The 23,233-nt window shown below is 51.8% G+C and carries 11 protein-coding genes and 1 pseudogene; 4 read left to right on the plus strand and 8 right to left on the minus strand.

Translation table 11 applies throughout. From position 1 onward, the window contains the following. Positions 1 to 344: 344 nt before the first annotated feature. A complete protein-coding gene (locus tag QMN38_RS18905; RefSeq protein WP_043017378.1) occupies positions 345 to 497 on the plus strand; it encodes a Hok/Gef family protein in 153 nt (50 codons plus the stop codon). A gap of 120 nt (positions 498 to 617) precedes the next feature. On the opposite strand, the gene mutS is transcribed toward QMN38_RS18905, so the two are convergent. From mutS to QMN38_RS18925, 4 genes are all read right to left on the minus strand, one after another. Continuing rightward, complete coding sequence (gene mutS, locus QMN38_RS18910) at positions 618 to 3,185, minus strand: DNA mismatch repair protein MutS (protein WP_323605620.1); 2,568 nt, start codon at positions 3,183 to 3,185, stop codon at positions 618 to 620. 206 nt (positions 3,186 to 3,391) lie between these two features. Further along, entirely contained in the window at positions 3,392 to 3,910 is a 519-nt protein-coding gene (locus QMN38_RS18915) for a hypothetical protein (protein ID WP_323605621.1), read from the minus strand. Continuing rightward, entirely contained in the window at positions 3,910 to 4,713 is an 804-nt protein-coding gene (locus QMN38_RS18920; protein WP_323605622.1) for a winged helix-turn-helix domain-containing protein, read from the minus strand. The genes QMN38_RS18915 and QMN38_RS18920 overlap by 1 nt, the downstream gene beginning before the upstream one ends. Positions 4,714 to 4,937: 224 nt before the next feature. After that, complete coding sequence (locus QMN38_RS18925; protein WP_271455769.1) at positions 4,938 to 5,081, minus strand: hypothetical protein; 144 nt, start codon at positions 5,079 to 5,081, stop codon at positions 4,938 to 4,940. Positions 5,082 to 5,148: 67 nt separating this feature from the next. Between QMN38_RS18925 and QMN38_RS18930 the strand changes: the two genes are divergently transcribed. Continuing rightward, positions 5,149 to 5,754: a helix-turn-helix domain-containing protein gene (locus QMN38_RS18930; RefSeq protein ID WP_271442802.1), complete on the plus strand. Its 606-nt coding sequence runs from the start codon at positions 5,149 to 5,151 to the stop codon at positions 5,752 to 5,754. 41 nt (positions 5,755 to 5,795) lie between these two features. Here QMN38_RS18930 and QMN38_RS18935 read toward each other — a convergent pair. The 3 genes and pseudogenes from QMN38_RS18935 to QMN38_RS18945 form a co-directional block, all read right to left on the minus strand. Next, positions 5,796 to 7,169 (minus strand): annotated as a pseudogene (locus tag QMN38_RS18935) (HlyD family type I secretion periplasmic adaptor subunit). Continuing rightward, a complete protein-coding gene (locus QMN38_RS18940) occupies positions 7,156 to 9,348 on the minus strand; it encodes a type I secretion system permease/ATPase (RefSeq protein ID WP_323605623.1) in 2,193 nt (730 codons plus the stop codon). The pseudogene QMN38_RS18935 and the gene QMN38_RS18940 overlap by 14 nt, the downstream one beginning before the upstream one ends. Positions 9,349 to 9,436: 88 nt before the next feature. Then, the gene (locus QMN38_RS18945; RefSeq protein WP_323605624.1) at positions 9,437 to 10,780 is read right to left on the minus strand and encodes a TolC family outer membrane protein; all 1,344 of its coding nucleotides are present in this window, start codon (positions 10,778 to 10,780) and stop codon (positions 9,437 to 9,439) included. Between the two features lie 332 nt (positions 10,781 to 11,112). Between QMN38_RS18945 and QMN38_RS18950 the strand changes: the two genes are divergently transcribed. Next, positions 11,113 to 20,880 (plus strand): retention module-containing protein, encoded by a 9,768-nt coding sequence (locus tag QMN38_RS18950; RefSeq protein ID WP_323605625.1) that lies wholly within the window; start codon positions 11,113 to 11,115, stop codon positions 20,878 to 20,880. A 60-nt stretch (positions 20,881 to 20,940) separates the two neighbouring features. Beyond that, a complete protein-coding gene (locus tag QMN38_RS18955) occupies positions 20,941 to 21,222 on the plus strand; it encodes a hypothetical protein (protein WP_271442603.1) in 282 nt (93 codons plus the stop codon). Positions 21,223 to 21,282: 60 nt separating this feature from the next. Here the strand turns inward: QMN38_RS18955 and QMN38_RS18960 are convergent, their stop codons facing one another. Beyond that, positions 21,283 to 23,229, minus strand: a complete 1,947-nt coding sequence (locus tag QMN38_RS18960) for a bifunctional diguanylate cyclase/phosphodiesterase (protein WP_271449773.1) — start codon at positions 23,227 to 23,229, stop codon at positions 21,283 to 21,285. Positions 23,230 to 23,233: the final 4 nt, after the last annotated feature.

Genomic DNA, 23,233 nt, shown 5'->3' on the forward strand with positions numbered 1-23,233 from the left:
ATCTGATGGAAATGGAAGCCACGCAAGCACCTTAAAATCACCATCATACACTAAATCAGTAAGTTGGCAGCATTACCCGTCATCGGGCAGAACATACCAATATTAAGCCTCGGAATATCCGGGGCTTGTTATTTTGCGAGCAGGCTCGTAGCAAATGGCTTAATTTGTTCGAGGAGATGACACCTGGAATAGAATAGCTGCGGGTGCTTGAGGCTTTCTGAGCTTTGAGCATTTGCAAGGTCCCGGAAAGACAAAAGCCCCAGGAGATAGTTCTATCAACCTGAGGCTAACGTACAAACCTAGACCATTTGGATGTTAGTCTCTTCTTTGCAGGGAGGCAAGACATGCTGACAAAATATGCCCTGGTGGCAATTGTAGTGCTGTGTTTCACGGTGCTGGGATTTACGTTAATGGTACGAGATTCGCTGTGCGAGTTAAGTATCAAAGAGCGTAATATGGAGTTTAAAGCTGTTCTCGCTTACGAACCGAAGAAGTAGCAACAACGCGGGGGAAACCCCGCGTCTTGATGGCCTGGTTTTGTCCTCTCGCACCCATTCCCGAAGTGCGCGCCAGTTGTTGCAGGCCCGATAAGCAAAGCGCCATCGGGCATTACAACGTTACACCAGACTCTTCAACCGATAGATCCACTCCAGCGCCTGGCGCGGTGTCAGCGAATCCGGGTCAATATTCTCCAGTGCTTCAACGGCTGGTGATGTATCTTCCGGGGTACTGAGCAGTGACATTTGCGTGCCATCAACCTGCGTTGCCGCTGCGTTTGGCGTGATGCTTTCCAGCTCGCGCAGTTTTTGCCGTGCGCGTTTGATAACCTCTTTCGGAACGCCAGCCAGTGCCGCGACCGCCAGACCATAGCTCTTACTTGCCGCGCCATCCTGTACGCTGTGCATAAAGGCGATGGTATCGCCATGCTCTAACGCATCCAGATGTACGTTCGCTACGCCTTCCATTTTTTCCGGTAACTGAGTCAGCTCGAAGTAGTGGGTAGCAAACAACGTGAGTGCTTTGATTTTATTCGCCAGATTTTCAGCACAAGCCCAGGCCAGAGATAAACCGTCATAGGTAGAGGTCCCGCGTCCAATTTCATCCATTAGCACCAGGCTGTTCTCAGTGGCGTTATGCAGAATATTGGCCGTTTCGGTCATTTCTACCATGAAGGTTGAACGACCGGAGGCGAGGTCATCCGCCGCGCCCACGCGGGTAAAGATGCGATCGATAGGCCCGATCTCCACTTTCTGCGCCGGAACGTAGCTGCCGATGTAGGCCAGCAGCGCAATCAGCGCGGTCTGGCGCATATAGGTGCTTTTACCACCCATATTTGGCCCGGTGATAATCAGCATCCGCCGCTGCGGGGAAAGGCTAAGTGGGTTGGCGATGAACGGCTCGCTCAACACTTGTTCCACCACCGGATGGCGACCCTCGGTAATACGGATACCGGGCTTATCGCTGAATGTCGGGCAGGTGTAGTTCAGGGTATACGCGCGTTCGGCCAGGTTGACCAGCACGTCCAGCTCTGCCAGTGCGCTGGCGCTCTGCTGTAAATCCGCCAGATGCGGCAACAGCATGTCGAACAGCTCGTCATACAGCTGTTTTTCCAGTGCCAGCGCTTTACCTTTTGAGGTCAGAACTTTGTCTTCGTACTCTTTCAGCTCAGGAATAATGTAGCGTTCGGCATTTTTCAGCGTCTGACGGCGCACATAGTTAATCGGTGCCAGGTGGCTCTGCCCACGACTGATCTGAATGTAGTAACCGTGGACGGCGTTAAATCCAACTTTCAATGTGTCCAGGCCGGTGCGCTCGCGCTCGCGGATCTCCAGTCTGTCCAGATAATCAGTTGCGCCATCAGCCAGCGCTCGCCATTCGTCCAGCTCTTCGTTATAGCCCGGTGCGATAACGCCACCATCGCGTACCAGCACTGGCGGGGCATCAACCACGGCACGCTCCAGCAGTTCACGCAGTTCCGTGAACTCGCCCATTTTTTCGCGCAGCATCTGTACGGGGGCGCTGTTTACGTTTTCCAGTTGAGCGCGCAGTTCCGGTAATTGCTGGAAGGCGTGACGCATACGCGCCAGATCGCGTGGACGCGCGGTACGCAGTGCCAGACGTGCCAGAATACGTTCCAGATCGCCCACCTGACGTAACACCGGCTGTAACTCACTGGTGGAATCCTGCAGTGCACCGATCGTCTGTTGGCGCTCGATCAGTATCTGCGTATCGCGCACCGGCATATGCAGCCAGCGTTTGAGCATACGGCTACCCATCGGCGTCACGGTGCAATCGAGCACCGATGCCAGCGTATTTTCTACGCCACCGGCCAGGTTCTGGGTAATTTCCAGATTGCGGCGCGTGGCGGCATCCATAATGATGCTGTCCTGCTGGCGTTCCATGGTGATGGAGCGAATATGCGGCAGTGAGGTGCGCTGGGTATCTTTTACATATTGCAGCAGGCAGCCGGCAGCACATAATCCACGCGGCGCGTTTTCTACACCAAAGCCGATCAGATCCCGTGTACCAAACTGCAGGTTTAACTGCTGGCGGGCGGTATCAATTTCAAATTCCCACAGTGGACGGCGACGCAGGCCACGACGGCCCTCAATCAGCGACGTTTCTGCGAAATCCTCGGCATACAGCAATTCGGCAGGGTTGGTGCGCTGCAGTTCCGCAGCCATCGTCTCACGGTCTGCGGGTTCACTGACGCGAAAACGCCCGGAGCTGATGTCCAGTGTGGCGTAGCCAAAGCCTTTACTGTCCTGCCAGACAGCGGCCAGCAGGTTGTCCTGACGTTCCTGTAACAGTGCTTCATCGCTGATGGTACCTGGCGTGACGATGCGTACCACTTTGCGTTCAACCGGCCCTTTGCTGGTCGCCGGATCGCCAATCTGCTCACAAATAGCGACAGATTCCCCCTGATTGACCAGCTTAGCGAGGTAGTTTTCCACCGCATGATGAGGAATGCCCGCCATCGGGATGGGCTCGCCCGCAGACGCGCCGCGTTTGGTCAGCGAGATATCGAGCAGCTGCGACGCACGTTTCGCGTCGTCATAAAACAGTTCGTAAAAGTCGCCCATGCGGTAAAACAGTAATATTTCCGGATGCTGGGCTTTCAGCTTGAGATACTGCTGCATCATGGGGGTATGGTTGGAGAAGTCCGTATCAAGTGACTCTTTCATATCGCCTTTGCTCTTTTTTTAATCTTTTTGGGTACCGGGGAAGTCTTATGTGAGCCCCTGGAAACTCACATAAACCCACAAATTTGTCATTCGAAAGCCGCCTAAAAGGCAGTAACGGCGAGCGTTGGCTCAGACTGAATGCTGTATCTTATCACCGACAACCACTGAGATTCATCCGTCGGTTGTACCGCCAGAATGCCTGGCGATTACTCATTTTCCGGCAGCGCATAATTCTGGCAGTACAGGTAGGGGATCCCTTCTTTGGTAATCAGATAGGTATCTCTGTTCAGTGCGAAAAGATCGACATTCGAGACGCTGGTGTTGGTCAGAAAGAAATCGGGCAGGATCTGCTGGATTAAACTGGCGGGAGCCGTTTCACGGTTTGATACATGAATTTTCTGTGAGACCCATACCGGGCTGGTGCCGTAACTGGAGTGTGTAAAGAGCACCATGCGTTGTACAGTCTGTTCATTATTAGTGGCGTCACTAATAATGCCATCAATATTCACAATACCTTTAGTATCACCGCTTTTGATATCAATGATCCCCTTAAATGAGGCGGTATTACGCACGATATCAATGGCTGCCCGGCAGGAAAGATTATGCAGGTGATTATGATTATTGCCGAGCCGCCAGATGCTGGCAATCGCAATTACGCAAAGGCAAAGCATCAGGATTATACCCGTCTGGATACGGAAGCGGGGAGTGCGAGGAAGTAAATTCATTAGCTATCATACCGTGGGTAATAGACAGACTGACACGCGTTTTCTTGTTCGCCTTTCATCGGCGAGCGGCACAATAGCACCGACAATTTTTTTGATTCCGGATAGGTCGTGATATAGATAAATTTATTGGCCTGACACAACGCAGGATTTTTGTCGATAAACGCAGTATGCCGGGAGAAATTGCTGGCATCGTTATTAAAATAATACTGACAGTCAGTTGATACTTGTGGCGCAGCAATATAACCGGAAAAATAATCATCACTGCTTTTCCACGGGAATACGATCAGAACGCAGATTATCAGTGTCAGCACCATCATTATCGTTTCAGTGGTCGTTACCCGTGGTTTACGTGGTGTCCCCGCCAGCAACGCCTCTATACCCGCTTCTGGGGTTAAGCCAGACTCAGGTGCTACCGGTATGTCAATGGCTAAAGGGACACTCTCCGGTGTTGCAATCTCCAGGATTTCAAACTCTTCGTTAATAATCAGTCCCTTGCGGGGTATCGTTGTGATGAACGTTTGCTCCAGTTCCAGTTGCAGCAGGCTTTTGCGTAAAGACAGGATGCTCTGATAAAAGGCATTGAAGCTGACCTGGCGATGATTGCTACCCCAGCCAAACTCCAGCAATTCGTTCTGTGAGACAACCTTTCCGCGATGTTGAATAAGTAATAAAAGACATAGTGATGCCGAGTGTTTAAGTTTTATCTGCTGCTCGGGATGGTCTACCCGCGTCAGACACTGTGTGCCTGGCGTGAAGATTATTTTATTTTCAATTAGATAACTGACATTGCCAGTCTCAGACATAATGCCTCAGCTCTTGATGATGCACCCAGTGGTCAGTGGGTTATGATAACACTTTGTCCAAAAAAGACGCCAGAACCGCGCAGTGTTTCAATTTGATAGCATAATATAACAACAATAGTAACTTTTTAATGAAAATAAAGAGCATATAAATCAATGGATTGTGTCTTTTTGGCTATTATGCAAAGAGCAAAAAGACGAAATTGTGATGACAAAGGTGATAAGCATTAATTCTTTCTGGACAGCGCAATATACTGCTCGACACCACCACGCGAGAACAACGTCAGTGCCGTTAGCGCGTCAAAAGCACCAGGGAATGCTGGTGGTAGAGGTAGATGGGGATAAATGTCAGCTTGTATTAAAGCTGACATTTATTTTGTCCGTTAAGTCAATTCCACCATTATTTTGATGAAGCAATCATTTGCGTTTGAGAGTCCCATGTTCCAGAACGAAATAGACAAATCTGTAGTGCTGATTGGTGATGAAATAAAGAAATCGGATAACGCCTGGCTGTCATTACGTAAAAAACGTCAGCGCATCGACCTGAAAGTCGATGGAAATATCTTGTTTCTGGAGAAAGGGACGGTCTCTGTATATCGTGTAGAAAATGATTTAGTGACGGTAAGTATTTCTGCACCGGCGATCCTTGGACTTCCACAAATGCGTACGGAGGTCGCTGGGCACTATTTACGCTGCGACACCGATTGTGAAATGTGGGCCATGAGCGTACAGAACGCCGATCTTTTATTTACCGCTAAAAATCTCTGGAAGCAGGCGTTTGATATCCTGGCGCACCATCTGCAACGCTATTTCCAGCGTGAAACATTGCAATCGCACAGAACCATTCGTGAGCTGATTATTGAACACGTCAAATATATTTGGGCGATGGAGCCCGCGGTACGTGAGAAAACATCCGTATATACCTTTATTTTGACCCGCAATCATATCTCGCGCAGTGCTATTCATAAGGTATTACAGGAGCTGGTGAATGACGGAAAAATCACACTCAATCGGGGTAAACTGTCTGCTTATTCCGCGGCATAAACATAAGCGCCCCTGATTTAACGCAAGGGGCGCGCAAGTGATTAACGTTCTCTGAGCGCCTCTGCACGCGCACGAATGATCGGTTTCAGCAGATAGCTAAGAATGGTTTTCTTACCGGTGAGGATATCGACGCTTGCCACCATGCCGGGAATGACAAGCATCGGATGCTCTCTTGTACCCAGGTAGTTTTTGTCAGTTTGCAGACGAACAATATAGAAACTCCGTCCCTGCTTATCGGTAATGGTGTCCGGACTTATCTGCACCACTTCACCGCGCAGCCCGCCATAGATGGTGTAATCGTAAGCGGTAAATTTCACCATCGCGTGCTGACCTGGATGCAGGAAGGCGATATCGCGCGGCTGTATTTTTGCCTCAATTAACAGCTTGTCATCCAGTGGCACGATTTCCACCAGATCGCTGCCCGGCTGAATGACGCCGCCGATAGTATTGACCATCACCTGCTGGACGATACCGCGTACAGGTGAAGTAACCATGGTGCGATTCACCCTGTCTTCCAGTGCTTTGACGCTGGCCTAGGCTTTGCTCAGGTTGGTGCGGGCTTCGTTCAGTTGAGCCAGCGCATCACTCTTGAAGCGGCCACGGCTTTCACCGATTTTGTTCTCAATCTCTTTAATTTCTGAGGCGGCTTTAGGCAGCGACAGGCTGACGGAATTGAGCTGTCCGGCGGTTTCCACTTCAGTACGATGTAAACGCAGCAGTTCGACTTTTGAAATGGCACCAGAGGCAAGTAACGGTTCTGACATTTTGATTTCCTGGCGTATTAATCCCAGGCTGTGCTTGAACTGATCTTCCTTTGATTCATAATCGCGCAGTTCTTGTTTTTTCTGCACCAGTTGCTCTTCAAGCGCCGAAATTTCGTTGTGAAATTGCGCCCGGCGGCTGTTATACAGTTCGGTTTCACCGCGGGCGACGTCCGGGGCTTTGCTGGCAATCTCTTCTGAGATTACAAAGTCACGGTTTTCAACCTCTGCGCTCAGGCGTTCTACCTTTGCGCGCAGGCCGAGTTTATCCGCTTCCGTTTCGCCGACGTTTGAAGCAAAACGTGTGTCGTCAAGGTGCAGTAATGGGGCTCCGGCGTTGACGATTTGCCCTTCGTGTACGTACAGCTCGGTAACAATTCCGCCTTCCAGGTTCTGTATTTTTTGCAGTTTTGACGAGGGGATCGCTTTGCCTTCACCGCGTGTCACTTCATCAATCTTCGCAAAACCTGCCCACACGAAGGACAGGACCACCAGCGCAAGGATCACCCACAGCGTCAGGCGAATGACCCGTGGAGCATCATCGATAATGGCGTGACTCACTTCATTGATACTGTCGGTTTGATTTTCATCACGGCCGTGAAAATAGTGCTGCATGAAGCGGCGAGCACGCGCCAGGAAATCAGCGAGACGCATTAATCTGCCCCTTTTTCAACGCATCCATCACCACCGCTTTCGGGCCATCTGCGATGATGCGTCCTTTATCAACAATAATCAGGCGGTCAACCAGCGACAACATGGAGGCGCGGTGGGTGACCAGTAATAGCGTTTTACCTGCGATGCAGGGGACCAGCGCGTGTTTGATCTTCTCTTCGCTGGTGTTATCCATCGAGCTGGTGGGTTCATCCAGTAGCAGTAGAGGCGGATCCAGCAGCAGCGCACGAGCGAGTGCCACCGCCTGCCGTTGTCCGCCTGAAAGCTGAGAACCGCGCTCGCCAACCTGCAGGTTGTAGCCGTCAGGATGCAGACGAGCGAAATCGTTGACACCTGCCAGTTCCGCCGCGCGTAACATGGTTTCGTCATCGACATAGCGCGCGCCGCACAGCAGGTTGTCGCGCAGTGTGCCGTTGAACAACTGGATGTCCTGTGGGACGTAGCCGATGCTGTGGCGGAGATCGTTGACATCCAACTGACGGGAATCGATACCGTCGATCAGGATATTACCGGCGCAGGGCTGGTACAGATTGACGATCAACTTACTGATCGAGCTTTTACCGGAGCCGCTACGGCCGATGATACCGATGCGTTCGCCGGGCTGAATGGTGAGATTAATTTTGTGCAGTGACAGGTTTTTTTGTTCTGGATAGCTAAAATCCACGTCGCGGAATTCAATGCTGCCCTGCAACTGTTCACGCTTGAGCGGGTTTTCATCCGCACGGCGCTCCTGTGTCAGTGACATCATCTTATCGGTATTCTTGATGGTGAGTTTTGCCTGCTGGTAACGGGCAATAAGACCGGTTAATTGGCCCAGAGGCATTAATGCACGGCCATTCAGCATGTAGCAGGCGATCAGGCCACCCATACTCAGCTTGCCGCCGATAATCATATACACACCAACAATGATCATCACCACGCCCGAAATCTGCTGGAACCAGCCGGTGAGATTGCTGGCCAGACTGGACAAGGTTTTCACCCGCAGTTCCAGACGGCTCAGGCTACCCAGCGTTTGTTCCCACTGGAACTGACGTTCGCTTTGGGCATTATTCACTTTAATGGCATCCAGGCTGCTGAGCGTTTCAATTAACAGTGCCTGACGCTCGCTGGCGAGACTCATGGTTTTGGCCACCGCCGCATTGACGGGTTTTTGCAGTGCCCAACTGCACAGCAGGGCAATCGGTAGCGTCAGGAGCGGGATCCAGGCCAGAGAGCCGCCAATAATGCCTATAACGATCAGCAGCAGCAGGGTGAAGGGCAGGTCGATAATCGTCGTCAGGGTCAGCGATGAGAGGAAATCACGCAGTGACTGAAACTCATGAATATTCTGCGCAAAGCTACCCACGCGCTGTGGACGCTCTTTCATCTCCATACCGATAATGCGCTCAAACAGGGTCGAGGAGATAATGAGATCGCTTTTTTTGCCCGCAATATCAAGACAGATACCGCGTAGCATTTTTAAAATCAGATCAAAAACAAAGGCAAGGCAAATGCCCACAGCCAGTACCCACAGTGTCACCGTCGCCTGGTTCGGCACCACGCGGTCGTAGACGTTCATGGTAAAGAGTGGTGTGCCGAGTGCGATCAGGTTGATTAACAGGCTGGCCAGCACGGCATCCATATACAGAAAACGTGACAGCTTCAGCGTGTCTTTAAACCAGGACTTGGTGCGTGGCAAAAAGGCTTCTGCCTGCAAATCGAACTCATGGCGCGGATGGGCAAAAATAACCTTTCCGGCATAGCGCTGTTCAAGCGTGGCTAAATCGACACGGATTTCACCACCTTCGCTTTCGCTGGGCATAAAACGAGCGCTGCCATCTTCATTCCATGCCAGCAATACGCCAGTTGCGCCAGAGCGCAGTAACAGCACGGCAGGCAGAGACATCTGCGGAATTTTATCAAGCGCGCGCGTCACCACCCGCGCTTTTAAACCGGCTCTTGCCGCAGCGCGAGGAAATATATTCAGCGTGAGTTGATCGTTTTCTAATGGCAGACCGCTGCTTAACGTTGAACGACTGGCTGATTTACCGTGCAGAGAACACAAAATAAGTAGGCTATCTAATAACGGGTCGTCATGATGGCTACGGGGATCGTGATGTTGAGAATTGCTACTGTCAGAATTCTCTGGGACTTCATTGAATAATTCAGCTTGTGCACTCATTTTCGCAACCATTCTGACCTGCACGTTTTAATAATAGCAAGCTAATAATAAGCGTGCAGGTCAGGGATTTATTGGGTATTAATAATTATTAATGAAGTTCAGGCAGGCTATTTTCTTCTGCAGAATCTACCGGTTGACCTGATGGCGGTGGTGCAATTTTTAGAATACCCATTAATTCACCTGTACGTTCGCTAATACGATAACCGCTGGTGACTGCCAGATAGCGTAATTCGACAAGGCGGCGTTTTGAGGAGAAAACTTCATTTTCGCTATCAAGTAAATCCAGTAGTGTACGCTCGCCAAGACTGAATTGATCCTGATAGGCGGTACGTACTTTTACGCTACGGTCGGCATATTCTTCGGCAGAAGGAAGCTGGGCGCGCGCGTTTTGTAATGCTGTCCACGCCAGGCGCAGTTCCTGATTCATCTGGCGCAACGTGTTGTTACGCACATCCTGAGCCTGCTTATGCAGATACGCGCGGGAGTCCATCGTGGCTTTGTCGCTACCGCCCTGGTACAGGTTGTAATGCAGTTTTACCATCGCTTCCCACTCTTCGGTATGTGCGCGAGTGGTGTCGGTGTTATTGCTGATCCCACGGGAAAGCTCAACGTCAACGCGTGGGTAGAAGGTTGATTTTGAGGCTTCGTACTGTTGATGCGCGGCCTCAATATCCGCATTGGCAGACTTCAGCAATGGGCTATTCTTCTCCATTCGACTTTTGGCGTCCGCAAGTGAGGTTGGCAGCTCAGCGTCGATACTCGCTGGCTGGCTGAGTCCTTGCGGCTCCATGCCGGTCACGCTGATAAAGGTGGTTTTTGCATCTTCGAGGTTGGTTTGCTCGGTCAGTAAGTTGTTACGCGCCTGCGCCAGACGCGCTTCGGCCTGCATGAAGTCTCCTGAACGGCCAACGCCCTGATCGGTACGCAGTTTTATCTGGTCATAGATGCGTTCATGGTTAGCCAAATCATCTTCAGCCAGACGGACAAACTCCTCGCGCTGCAACACGTCAAAATAGGCCTGAATCACCGTATATGCGGTACTTTCGCTGGTATTCATAACGCTCCAGGCGCGTGAGTCCACGGTCGCTTTTTGTCGGGCGACTTCGCTGGAGGTGGCAAAACCATTAAACACATTTTGCTCAAGGCTCAACGTCGCCTCGTTGGGGGACTGCGTCAAACCGTTGGTGCTGCCTGCGGCACGCGTCGTCGCATCATCAATATTTTTGCGTCCGGCTTCAGCATTTAAATTCAGCGACGGTAAATATCCACCTTTTGCCGCACGTAGTTCTTGTTCGGAAGAATAACGGCTGTTTATCGCCGCATTGACTTCAGGGTGGTTAGCTAATGCTTCTTTAACGGTATTGTGTAAATCTTCTGCATTAACTGAATTTATTGAAAACCATGAAAGCAGAAAAACAAAAAACTTCTTCATGACATGAATGCCTTATATCTCACGGTTATGACTTCCCGTTGTCGTTGCTATCATCCGTTTTTACAAACACGTTATATTAATTAACAAATATGAATTATCTTAATTGCTTACAGCGGACAGCTATTCAACGACATGTTTTGTCACATCGTGTTTTATTTTTGGTTATTTTTTATTATATTTATTGGCCAGTCAAGTCTCATGTAAATGCACTTTATAAAATGTGTTTTTTTCTACATTGGGATATTAATGTTTACATTAAATGAATGTGATATTTGTTCGTTAATTTATTAACGAGTTTATAAAAATAATGATGGTATTTAAGTGAGGTTACGGTGAGCAAATTACTCGGTGTGATCAAAGCAATAATTGGACAGGTTTATGTTGTTGACGCAAGTGGCGCACAGCGACGTGTTCATGAAGGCGACAGAGTATATAGCGGTGAAGAAATTGTGACCGGTGCCAACGGTGCGGTAAGTCTCTCTTTACCGGACGGAAAAACGCTGGATGTTGGTCGCAACAGCCACTGGGGCGATCATGGGCTACAGGCCAACTCTACTCCGGAACGTGATGCTCAGGATATTGCCGCCGTACAAAAAGCGATTGCTGATGGGGCTGACCCGACGCAGACACTGGATGCGACCGCAGCGGGTAATGAAGAGCCGGTGCAGTTGGAGGGCGGTGGGGGTGGTCACACGCTGGTCCAACTGGCCTTAACCGGACAAGTTGTTGATCCAACAGCCGGTTTTGACACGCAAGGGCTGGGGAGCCCGACCTGGGATATCAATCAGCCGGTAGGGGGAATGGACACAGGTACAGCCAGTGTGTTCCCACCCGAAGTGCAAATTACCGAGTTTGCGGGTAACGATGGCTACATTAATAACACTGAATTCCACCGGACCCATTTAAGCGGCACCAGTAACCAAAATCACGTCACGCTCACCTTCACCGATAGCCAAAAAAACACATTCACTGTAGATGTCCCGGTAAGTAACGGTCACTGGAATATCGATACCGATCTTGGCGGACTGGTACCGGGAAATGTAACCGTGGTGGCAATAGCGACCGATGTCTCGGGGCGGACCGCACAAACTTTCGACAATGCGTTGATTGATATTACCGGTCCACGTATCGATATTACGGTCGATAGCGTGACCCCAGATAACCTGATTAACCACCAGGAGTCTCTTCTGTCGCAAACCGTGATTCACGGGTCTGTCGGGGGAGATGCAAAGCCGGGTGATGTCGTGACGCTGGTTGTCGACGGTATAACGTATACCGGCACGGTCGACGATCCGGGAACGGGCATTTTGACTTACAACATCCCGGTCCTGACCCAAGGGCTGCTGAATGACCCGACGATTCATGCCTCCCTCACCTCTACCGATGATGCCGGCAACAGCACCACCGTTTCGACCGATCACTATGTCGATAACGATTTGTATGCACAGAATGCGGTGACCATCGGGACGGTGGCAAATGATGATGTCGTCAATGCTAACGAATCTCGCATGCCGACCATCATTTCTGGCGTAGCCAGCGGTGATGCCAAAGTGGGCGATCCGGTCACCTTGACGCTTCAGGGCAAAACATTCCATGGCACGGTGTTCGACGACCATGGCCAGCTGCGTTATGAAATTGTGGTGCCTTCCTCAACGCTGAAAGAAGGTGCAAATGATGTGCAGGTGACGCTGGTCAGCCATGACGCTGTCGGTAACGAAGCGATTGCTATTACGCACAAAACTGTGGTGCTGGATACCCAGGCACACAACACCCTGACGATTGACAATGTCACCGATGATAACACCCTGAACTTCACTGAGCTGTCGGCGAATAAGCAGGTGATTATCGGGGAAGTGCGCGGGGAAGACGCGAAAGCGGGCGACCCGGTGCTGGTGGAGATCAACGGCCACCAGTATCACGGTCAGGTGATTGATATCGGGAAAAATACCCTCGGCTACCGCATTGAAGTCGACTCTGCTACTTTTTCTGACAACGTCGGTCAGGTGCTGAAAGAGGTGACGGTACACGTCAGCGTCACTTCCCACGATGCGGCAGGTAACCTGGCAATTGCCACCAGCAACCACAACGTACATCTCGATAACTTCGCGGAAAACGCGGTGCATATTGATACCGTCGCGGGTGATGACCTTATTAATATCAAGGAATTTTTAGCCAACGGCGGGATCACGCAAATTACCGGTACCGTGACCGGCGTGGATGCGAAAGTGGGTGATGTGGTTACCCTGGAGCTGAAGGGGGGCGCGGTGATTCACAGTTCGGTTATCGCGCTGGCGGGCGGTGGGCTGGGCTATAGCATTCCGGTAAACAGCCATAAGCTGGTAACTCATCCAGAATTTAGGGTTTCTGTTACCTCTACGGACCCAGTGGGGAACAGCGTCACGCATTCTGAAACCAAAACCATCAGCGCCGACCTGTATACGCAGTCGCATATCACCATTGATGGTGTGACCGCTGATAACTTCATCAACATCAAGGAATCGACGGACAATAACGGCAAGACCACCATCAGTGGCACGGTAAGCGGCGATGCGAAAGAGCACGATACCGTTGAGCTGGTGATTAATGGTCAACACTATTCGGGTGAAGTGGAAAAGCTGGCAAACGGCAATCTGGTCTACCATATCCCCGTAGAGACTAAGGATCTGTTAGCCAACCCGCTTATCCATGCGAGCATTCATACCACGGACGATCATGGCAACGAAATGACGGCGGTGACGAAACATGTCGTTGGGCTGGATCTTAACGCCAGCGCCTCTATCGGCATTGATACCGTCGCCGGTGATGACATTATCAGTAAAGCCGAGTCCGAGCTGCATAAGGCAACCATCACAGGGCCCGTCGGCGGCGATGCGCAGAAAGATGATACCGTCACCTTAACCTTCAACGGTAAAACCTATATCAGCAAGGTTATTGAACTCGCTAACCACTCGCTGGGCTACCGCATTGAGGTCGACACAGACACACTGACGGATGGCAGCGACCAGAAGATCCATGTCTCCATCTCAACCGTTGACGAACACGGCAATACAGCAGCAGCAACGTCCGAGCATATGGTGCATATCGATCTGCACGCTGAGGCGAGCATTACGATTGATAAGGTGACTGCCGATAACACCCTGAACCATGCTGAACTGAATATGGCTAAGCAAATCATCAGCGGTAGCGTTGGTGGTGATGCGAAAGTTGACGATGAAGTCACCCTCGAAATTAATGGCTACAAGTTTACCGGTAAGGTCATTTCACTAGGTAATAACCATCTGGGTTACCGAATCCCGGTCGACTCGTCGGCATTCAGTGACAACCAGGGTGACCAGGATAAACATGTCAACATCAGGGCGACGGTTACCTCCCACGATGCGGCGGGCAACCTGGCGATTGCCACCTGCGACCACAACGTGCATATCGACAACTTTGCGGTAAACCAGGTGCATATCGATACCGTCGCGGGCGATGACGTTATTAATATCAAAGAGTTTTCCGCCAACGGTGGCATTACGCCAATCACCGGCACCGTGACTGGTGTTGATGCGAAAGTGGGTGATACGGTGATCCTGAAGCTGGATGGTGTTACGGTGATGCAAGGTGCCGTTATCACGCTGGCGGGCGGTGGGCTGGGGTACCGCTTCCCGATGAATACCCATATGTTGATGAGCCATCCGGAAATTACCGTGTCTGTTACCTCCACCGATGCAGAGGGGAACAGCGTCACGCATTCAGAGATGAAAACCATCAGTAGCGATATGTACACGCAGTCGCATATCACCATTGACGGCGTGACGGCTGATAACGTCATCAACATCAAGGAGTCGACGGACAATAACGGTAAGACCACCATCAGCGGCACAGTGAGCGGCGATGCGAAAGAGCACGATACCGTGGAGCTGGTGATTGATGGTCATCCGTACTCCGGTGCGGTGGTGAAGCTGGCGAACGGTGGTCTGGGCTACTATATCCCGGTTGACACCCAGAACCTGGTCAACGATCCGGTGATTCACGCGAGTATTCACACCACAGATAATCATGGTAACGAAACCACCGCCATCGCAGAACGTACCGTTGGGCTGGATCTGAACGCCAGCGCCTCTATCGGCATCGATACCGTTGCAGGTGATGACATTATCAGTAAGGCAGAGTCTATTCTGCATAAGACGACTATCACGGGGTCGGTCGGCGGCGATGCGCGGGAAGGTAATGACGTCACCTTAACCTTTAATGGCAAGACCTACCACGGCCAGGTCAGTAAGCTGCCTGACGGCTCGCTGGGCTACAACATTGAAGTCAGCACCGACAACCTGAAAGACGGCAGTGACCAAAAGGTCCATGTCTCCATCTCAACTGTTGACGAACACGGCAACCCATCAACGGTAACGCATGACCATATGGTGCATATTGATCTGCACGCTGAGGCGACGATTACGATTGATAAGGTGACTGACGACAACATACTCAACCATTTAGAGTTAGATAAGACCTGGCAGTTGGTTAGCGGCGTTGTCGGTAAAGATGCCCAGGTTAACGATGATGTGAGTGTTGAGATTAACGGTCACACGTATACCGGTAAGGTTCTCGTTCTGGGTAACGGTCAGTTGGGGTATCAAATCCCGGTCCTTTCTTCAGATTTTAGCAACAACCAGGGCAACCAGGACAACGATGTCACCTTCAAGGCTAGCGTAACGTCGCATGATGCGGTGGGTAACGAAGTTGTCGTGTCTACGACGCATAAAGTGCAGATTGATAATCACGCCCTGGCTGGAATTACCATTGATACCGTGGCGGGCGACAATATGATTAACGGCGCCGAGTCCACAAAACATACCACCGAAGTGATGGGTACCGTTTCTGGTGATGTGCATATTGGCGATAAAGTGACCGTTACCGTCAATGGTCACCACTACGACGCAACGGTACAGAAACTCCCTGAGCACAATAATGCGCTGGGTTATAAGCTGGATGTGTTGACGGGCGATCTGGTTGCCGATCCACATATCGTTGCGCAGGTGGTTGGGGTAGATAGCGTTGGCAACCTGCAGAAAGCCGAAGACACGAAAGATATGACGGTAGATTTGCATGCGAGAGCGCTACTGACTATTGATCCTGTCACCGGCGACAATATGGTTAACGGCGATGAATCCCGCCAGCCATTCACCTTTGTGACCGGAAAAGTCGGCGGCGACGTACACGTCAATGATACCGTTTACCTTACCGTAAATGGTCATACCCTGACCGGGAAAGTGACCGAACAGGGCGGGCATCTCGGGTATAGCATTAAAGTCAGTACCGCCGATTTGCTGTCCGACCCGCATTTAACGGCTACCGTCAGCACCACCGATGTTGCAGGCAACCCGGCAACGGCCAATGCGCAGACCACGGTAGTGATTGATACCCGCGTGGACGCGACGATTACGATTGACCCCGTTACGCCAGACAACACGTTGAATGATGTTGAACAGCATCAAACCACCACCGTTGTCACCGGCACCGTGACCGGCGAGGTTCACCCAGGCGATCCGCTGGTGATGACGATCAACGGCCATTCGTATCCTGGTTTTGTTGACGTGATTAGCGGCAACCAGTTGGGTTACAAGATAGTCGTATCGACGTCCGACCTGGTGGCTAGCCCGCATATCACCGTGTCGATGGATATCACTGATGCGGCGCAGAACCATGCCCATATTGTGGAGCATCGTGACGTTAATCTGGACAATCAGGCCCTTGCCGCGATCACCATCGATCGCGTGACGGGTGATGACGTTCTGAACGGCACTGAATTGCAGGCGCCTAAAACGACCATCAGTGGTACGGTGGGCGGCGATGCACAAAAGGGGAATATCGTTCATCTGCTGATTGACGGCCATACGGTCGATGCGACGGTTGTTGAACTGCCGAAGCTGGGGACGCTGGGCTATAGCGTTGAGGTTGATACCCAGTGGCTGCAAAACAATCCGCATATCACGGCAACCATTACCACCACCGATCCTTACGGCAATACCGCCAAGGCGGATGCGACAAGCACGGTGACAATTGACGATCGTGCCGAGGCTATCGTCCATATCGACCCGCTGGTGACGGATGATAACGATGCGGTGATCAACTACAAAGAGGCGCATAACCCGCTGACCACCGTGACCGGTAGCGTGGGCGGTGATGTGAAGGTGGGCGATATGGTTGAACTGACCATTAACCATCAGACCTACTATGCGCAGGTTCATGATGACCACGGTAAGCATGTATTTCGCACCGAGGTTTCAACGCTCGATCTGTTGATTGACTCGAATATCCATGCCGAGGTGACGGCAAAAGATGCGGCAGGCAACGTTGCGCACGGGCATGATGATATGCCGGTGGTGATTGATACCGTTGCTGATGCCGGGATAACTATTGATGTTGCCTCCAGTGGTCTACCACCAGGTAACCCTATTGCGAATAACTTGCTTCCAGGCAGCAGACCGGACTTTATCTCTGTAACCGGACATGTTGCTCCCGATGCGGTTGTAGGCGATACGGTGACGCTTACGGTGGGTCACGGATTTGTCCTGACCACTCAAGTCATTACACTTCCCGATGGTCAACTCGGCTATCAGGCGGATATTGGCTCCGATAAATTCGAAGAGTATGGCGATATTCTGGTTTCTATCACCACCCATGATAGTCATGGCAACACGGCGACAGCAACAGAGCATAAATTTATCGATCTACCGTGGTTGCACAATACACCCGTGATCGGTAATACGCCTTACGGGTTCACGACGCCGCCAGTGGTCACCCCGCCGACAACGGGCACGGGAACCACACAGCCGCAGAAGCCGCATGTCCATCTCACGGTCGATCCGGTAACGGGCGATGACGTTCTCAACGGCGCTGAAGCGCAAAAACCGACCACGCCGATTCGCGGCCGGGTGACCGGCGATGCCCACGTTGGCGATGATGTGACCGTCACTCTCAATAACCATCACTACACCGGTAAAGTGAGTGAGATTCCGGGGCTGCCGGGGGAAATGACCTGGCGGGTTGATGTTCCTTCGTCCGAGCTTAAGACACATCCGACGTTTGACGTATCCATTACCGTCAGTAACTCGGCGGGCAGCGACACCTCGAGCGTGCCGAAAACTATTCAGGTCGATACCGATAACCCGGTCCATATCACCATAGACAAGGTTGCCGGCGATGACGTTATCAACGGCAAAGAAGCGCAAAGCGGTAAAACAACGATCAGCGGTACGGTCAGCGGTGAAGGCATTCATGACGGCAGCGTAGTCTCGCTGCTGGTGAATGGTAATACCTTAACCGCCGAGGTGCATGCCGATCACGGCCAATGGGTTTGGTCGAAGGAAGTCAGCATCAACGATCTGCGTAATACCTCGGATATTACCGCCTCGGTAAGCGCCACCGATGCGGCCGGGAATACCGGCACGGGCTCGACGTCAAAGCACGTTGACGTCGATCTCAAAGCCGATGCGGGCGTCACGGTCGATGATATTACCGCCGACAACGTCCTGAACGCACAGGAAACAGGGCTGCCTAAGATTGCGGTGAGCGGTTCCGTTTCGGGTGATGTCAACCCAGGGGAAAACGTGACGTTGAAGGTTAACGGTCAAACTTATACCGCGACAATTGATGCGAGTAAGCACTACACCGTTGATGTCAATACATCAGACCTGGTGGCTGATCATACTATCGAAGCTACGGTGACCGGCCACGATAATCACGGCAACGTCCAGGATGCCAGTATCACCAAAGCGTTTTCTGTTGATACCACCGCGACGGCTGCGGTAACGGTTAATACCGTGGGCGGCGATGATGTGATCAATGCTGATGAGATAAAAGCCGGTACGGTCGAAGTCAGCGGCACCGTGAATGGTGACGTACACAAAAACGATAAGGTTTATATCACTGTTAATGGCAATCCGGTTGAGGCGACGGTCATTGAACTGCCGCATATGAATGGGCAGTTGGGGTATAAAGCGATCGTCAGCACCGCGGATCTGCAGGCCGATCCTACCATTCACGTCAGCGTGACGGGTCATGATGCGGCAGGTAATAGCCAGCCTGCGACGTATGACAAAACCGTGGTCATTGACGATCACGTGGATGCGACGATTGTGCTGGATACCGTATCCAATGATGACGTGTTGAATAACGTTGAAGCCGGGAAGCCGACTACCACCATCACCGGTTCTGTGACCGGCGACGTTGAGGTTGGTGATTTGGTCACCGTCACCGTCAATGGTAAAGATCTGACGGCGAAAGTGACCGACAGCGGCGGCCATAAGGTGTTCCGTGTTGAAGCCAGTACGGTTGATCTGGTTCACGACCAGCATATTACCGCCCACGTTGTCGCCCATGATGATGCCGGTAACCGCCAGCAGATTGATACTGATAAGACGATCACAGTCGATCGCGTGGCTTCTGGCACCGTTAGCGTTGATAGCGTCACAGTGGATAACGTTCTCAACCACCAGGAATTATCGGGACAGAAGGTCACCATCACCGGCCATGTCGGCGGCGATGCGCAGCTTGACGATCCGGTGACCTTAACCATCGGCAGTACTTCGGTTAATGGCAAAGTCATTACGCTGAGCAACGGTGGTTTGGGTTATCAGATTGACGTGGATTCCGCCGTTCTGCGCGCCAACACATCAATTGATGTGAAGGTTACCGGGCATGACGCGCCGGGAAACCCGTTCACCGCAACATCGACGCATACCTATTCTGTTGATGAGCAGGCCAACGGCGCTATTACCATTAATGACCACATCGCAGGCGACAACGTCGTTAACCTGAATGAATCGAAGTCAGATACGGTGATTAAATTTACGGTTTCCGGCGATACGCACCCGACCGATGTCGTTGAAGTGAGTATCAACGGCAACAATATGAAGGCTACGTTGGTGCCGGGCTCCTCGACGGTTTATCAGGTTGCGGTTCCGGGAACGTACCTGAATGAGGGCGACAATAAGGTTGAGGTGAAAACGACGTTACACGATGGTGCAGGCAACACGTTAGAGGTGCACGATCAGAAAAACGTGGTGCTGGATACGCATGCTGACGGCACGATTACCCTCACCGATGGTATCGCGGGCGACAACGTTGTGAACCAGAAAGAATCGCTAACGGATACCGTGATTCGCGGGACGGTCACGGGCGATGCGCAGGCGGGTGGAACGGTCACGATCAGCGTTAATGGCCATGACACCATTGCTACGATAGTTGCCGATCCTGCGACCCATACACTGGGTTACCAGGCGGCGATATCGAATGCGTATCTGAACGAAGGCAACAACGACGTTCAGGTGAAGACGACGTTACGTGATGCGGCGGGCAATACGCGAGATGTGAGCGATCACAAAAATCTGATCCTCGATACTCACGCCGATGCCAGCATCGTGGTCGATAAAGTCACCGGGGATAATCACATTTCTCGCGCAGAAGCGCAGGCCGCAACCATCCACATCACCGGTAGCGTAACGGGCGATGTACATGACGGCGAGCACATCAACGCGCTGGTTAACGGTCATCTGTATGATGCAACGCTGCATCAGGTGAATAACGAACTGCATTATGACTTTGAGGTGGATACGTCGTCATTCCGCGCCGGGCATAACCGTGTGAACGTGCTGGTTGAGGCGAACGATAACCACGGCAATACCGCATACTATGCGCAAACGCTGAATGTCATCATGGACGATCCCACGCCGATCAAAGGTCAAGCGGTGGACAAGGGGCATCATGCGGCGGTTCAGCATGCCTTGCACGATTTGTTTGACGATAGTGCGCTGTCACTCTCCTATGCCTCTTCTACGAAGGTACATGGGACGAATGTGGCGCAGGGTGTTACAGACAAAGCGAAGAGCGCTCTCGATAACGTTGATCTCAGCGATTTGGCGCGTGAACTGCACGAAGGTGTGGACATCGCGAAATACATTCACAGCGGCGACGATCATCATCTGATTGCCAGCCCGGCGAAGGTCGCGCATGGGATTGATACCGCGCTGTCGGGTCACCCTGGCGGTGATTTACATTCCACGACGTATTCGCTGGATCATCTGATCGCTAAACCTGACCAAAATCACACTCACTAACGGATGCTCACTGCCCTGTGCCAACAGGGCAGTGCATCACGCAATATGTAAGGTTACAACATGAATTCTGTTCCACCAGATGCAAACGCTCATCCTGAAAAAGAAGGGGGGAGCAAAAGCGCGGAACTTGATAATCAACAGTTCCTGGCGATGCTGCAAAAGAGCGACCTTGAAATGGTGCGCGTACTGGACGACCTGATTTACCTGCTGATCCGTAAAGGGGTCATTGCCATTACCGATCTTCCGCCAATGGCACAGGTAAAACTGATGAATCGCGCGAACGCGCGCCAGGAGCTTGGTGGGTTAGAACAACTGCTGGGTAGCGATGACCGTATTTTTTAGCGTAGGCAGGCAGTCAGCGTGCAAGCCGGATAAGCGAAGCGCCATCCGGCAAACACAGTGCTAGTGTAATTGTGACAACGGTGCGGGCTCACCCAGTAGTTGCCCCATCGCGCCATCAATGCCTAATTCCTGCAATACCGTCAGCTCGCCCTGCGTTTCAACGCGTTCAGCGATTAATGGCAGGTCAATACTGCGCGTAGCGTTGCATAACACTTCAATAAACAACCGCTTATCGCTTTCCTGATCAATATTACGAATGTAGCTACTATCGATTTTCAGCCAGGCAAGCCCCCACTGGGACAGATGACCGATCATATCGAAGCGGCTGCCAAAGTGCTGCAGACCCAGCGAGCAGCGATGCTGGCTCACGGCTTTCACAAACGCCGCCATTTGGTTTGGCCCTGGCAACTGATTTTCATCCAGTTCCAGAATCAGTTGACTGGCTAATCGTGGTGAATATTTCAATGGATTCAACAGGTCCGCCACCGTGTTTGCACTGGCGACGGAACTGCCGGAAATGCTCAGAGCGAGTTTTCCTGGCGCAGTTTTCAGCTGATTTAACGTCAGTTTCAGCATCACCCGGTCCAGACGATGGCTCCAGCCAAAACGGTGGATCCACGGCAGGAATCGACCAGCGTTAATGGTGTTGCCCTGTTCATCAACAATGCGTGACAGCACTTTGTAATGCAGAATGTTGTGCGGGTGCTGGCAGTCCACAACGGGCTGATAAACCAACTGGAATTGCTGATTTTCCAGCGCGTGTTCAAGACGCACAAACCACAGGTGCTGATCTTCGGTCGCCGTCGCCACGTCGGTGGTGGGCACGACCTGATGCTCAGTGTGTGTTTCCACTTCCACCAACAGACGATCGGCCTGAATCAGCAATGTCTGTGCATTATCTCCGGCGCTGAATGGCACCATGCTGGTATAGGCGACGGGCTGTTGGTCTGACATCCCTGTGGCATAAAAGGCCATGAGCTTTTGGCTAAGTGAATTGCTCAGTTCCAGCATTTCGCCGTGCGTGACGCCGGGGCAGAGCAGAGCAAACTCGCCCCCGCGAATACGGGCGACGGTACTGTTGAGAGACGCATATTTTTCTTTCTGTGCTGTCAGCAGGTTGGCGATATTGAGCAGTAACTTGTCGGTATGCGGCCCACCAAAACGTTGGTTTAGCCCACCTAAGTCCTGCACGCGGATTAACATCAGATACCCTGGCGCAGTGTCAGCATCGCTCAGGCGTGCCTGAAGCTGCATATCGAATGCCCGGCGGTTAGCGATTCCGGTCTGGCTGTCGAGATAGGCTTCATTGTGCAAACGTTCACTGTAGATGGCCTGCTCTTCAAATAATGACTTGAGTTTGGTTGCCATCAGATTCATCGCCCCGATAACACGACGCAACTCCGGTGTTTTGGGGAGTTCTGACAGGGTCAGAAACTCACGGCGGGTAATAGCTTCTGACTGTTTCGCCAGGTAATTGAGCGGTTGCAGCAGTTTGCGCAGCAGCAAAACACCTGCCCCCAGGCAAATGAGGCTACAGGACAACATCCATAACAGATTACCTAACGTATTGTCCCACAGGCGTTGCACAGCAAAGATAGGGTCACTGGTGACTTCAACACGTGCCGCCTGCTGCCAGCCACGCATGATCGTCGCTTCGCCGGTTTGCGCCGTGACATCTACCAGCTCAACAAACCAGGCGGGTACATTGGGGATCGATGCTGCCGCACTCCGCTCAAGGATGATTTTGCCGTTCTTCAGATCGACAATGCGGATTTTTTTGTAGTAACCGCTATCGAAAATCGAGCTGACCATTAGCTCAATCATCGCCGGATCGTTGACATTGGGGGTCAGCGAAACCCCTAATGCTGTTGCCGCATCCTGAGCATGCGAAAGGAGCTGATTGTTGGACTGATCGCGGGAGCTTTCCAGCGTCACAATAAAATTGCCGCTGAATACCACCAGCATAAAGAGAGAGATTGCCAGGAGTAACTGTTTGAAAAGAGACACAGGC

Source organism: Citrobacter sp. R-1.5.2, from assembly GCF_035064245.1.
Taxonomy (GTDB): Bacteria; Pseudomonadota; Gammaproteobacteria; order Enterobacterales; family Enterobacteriaceae; genus Citrobacter.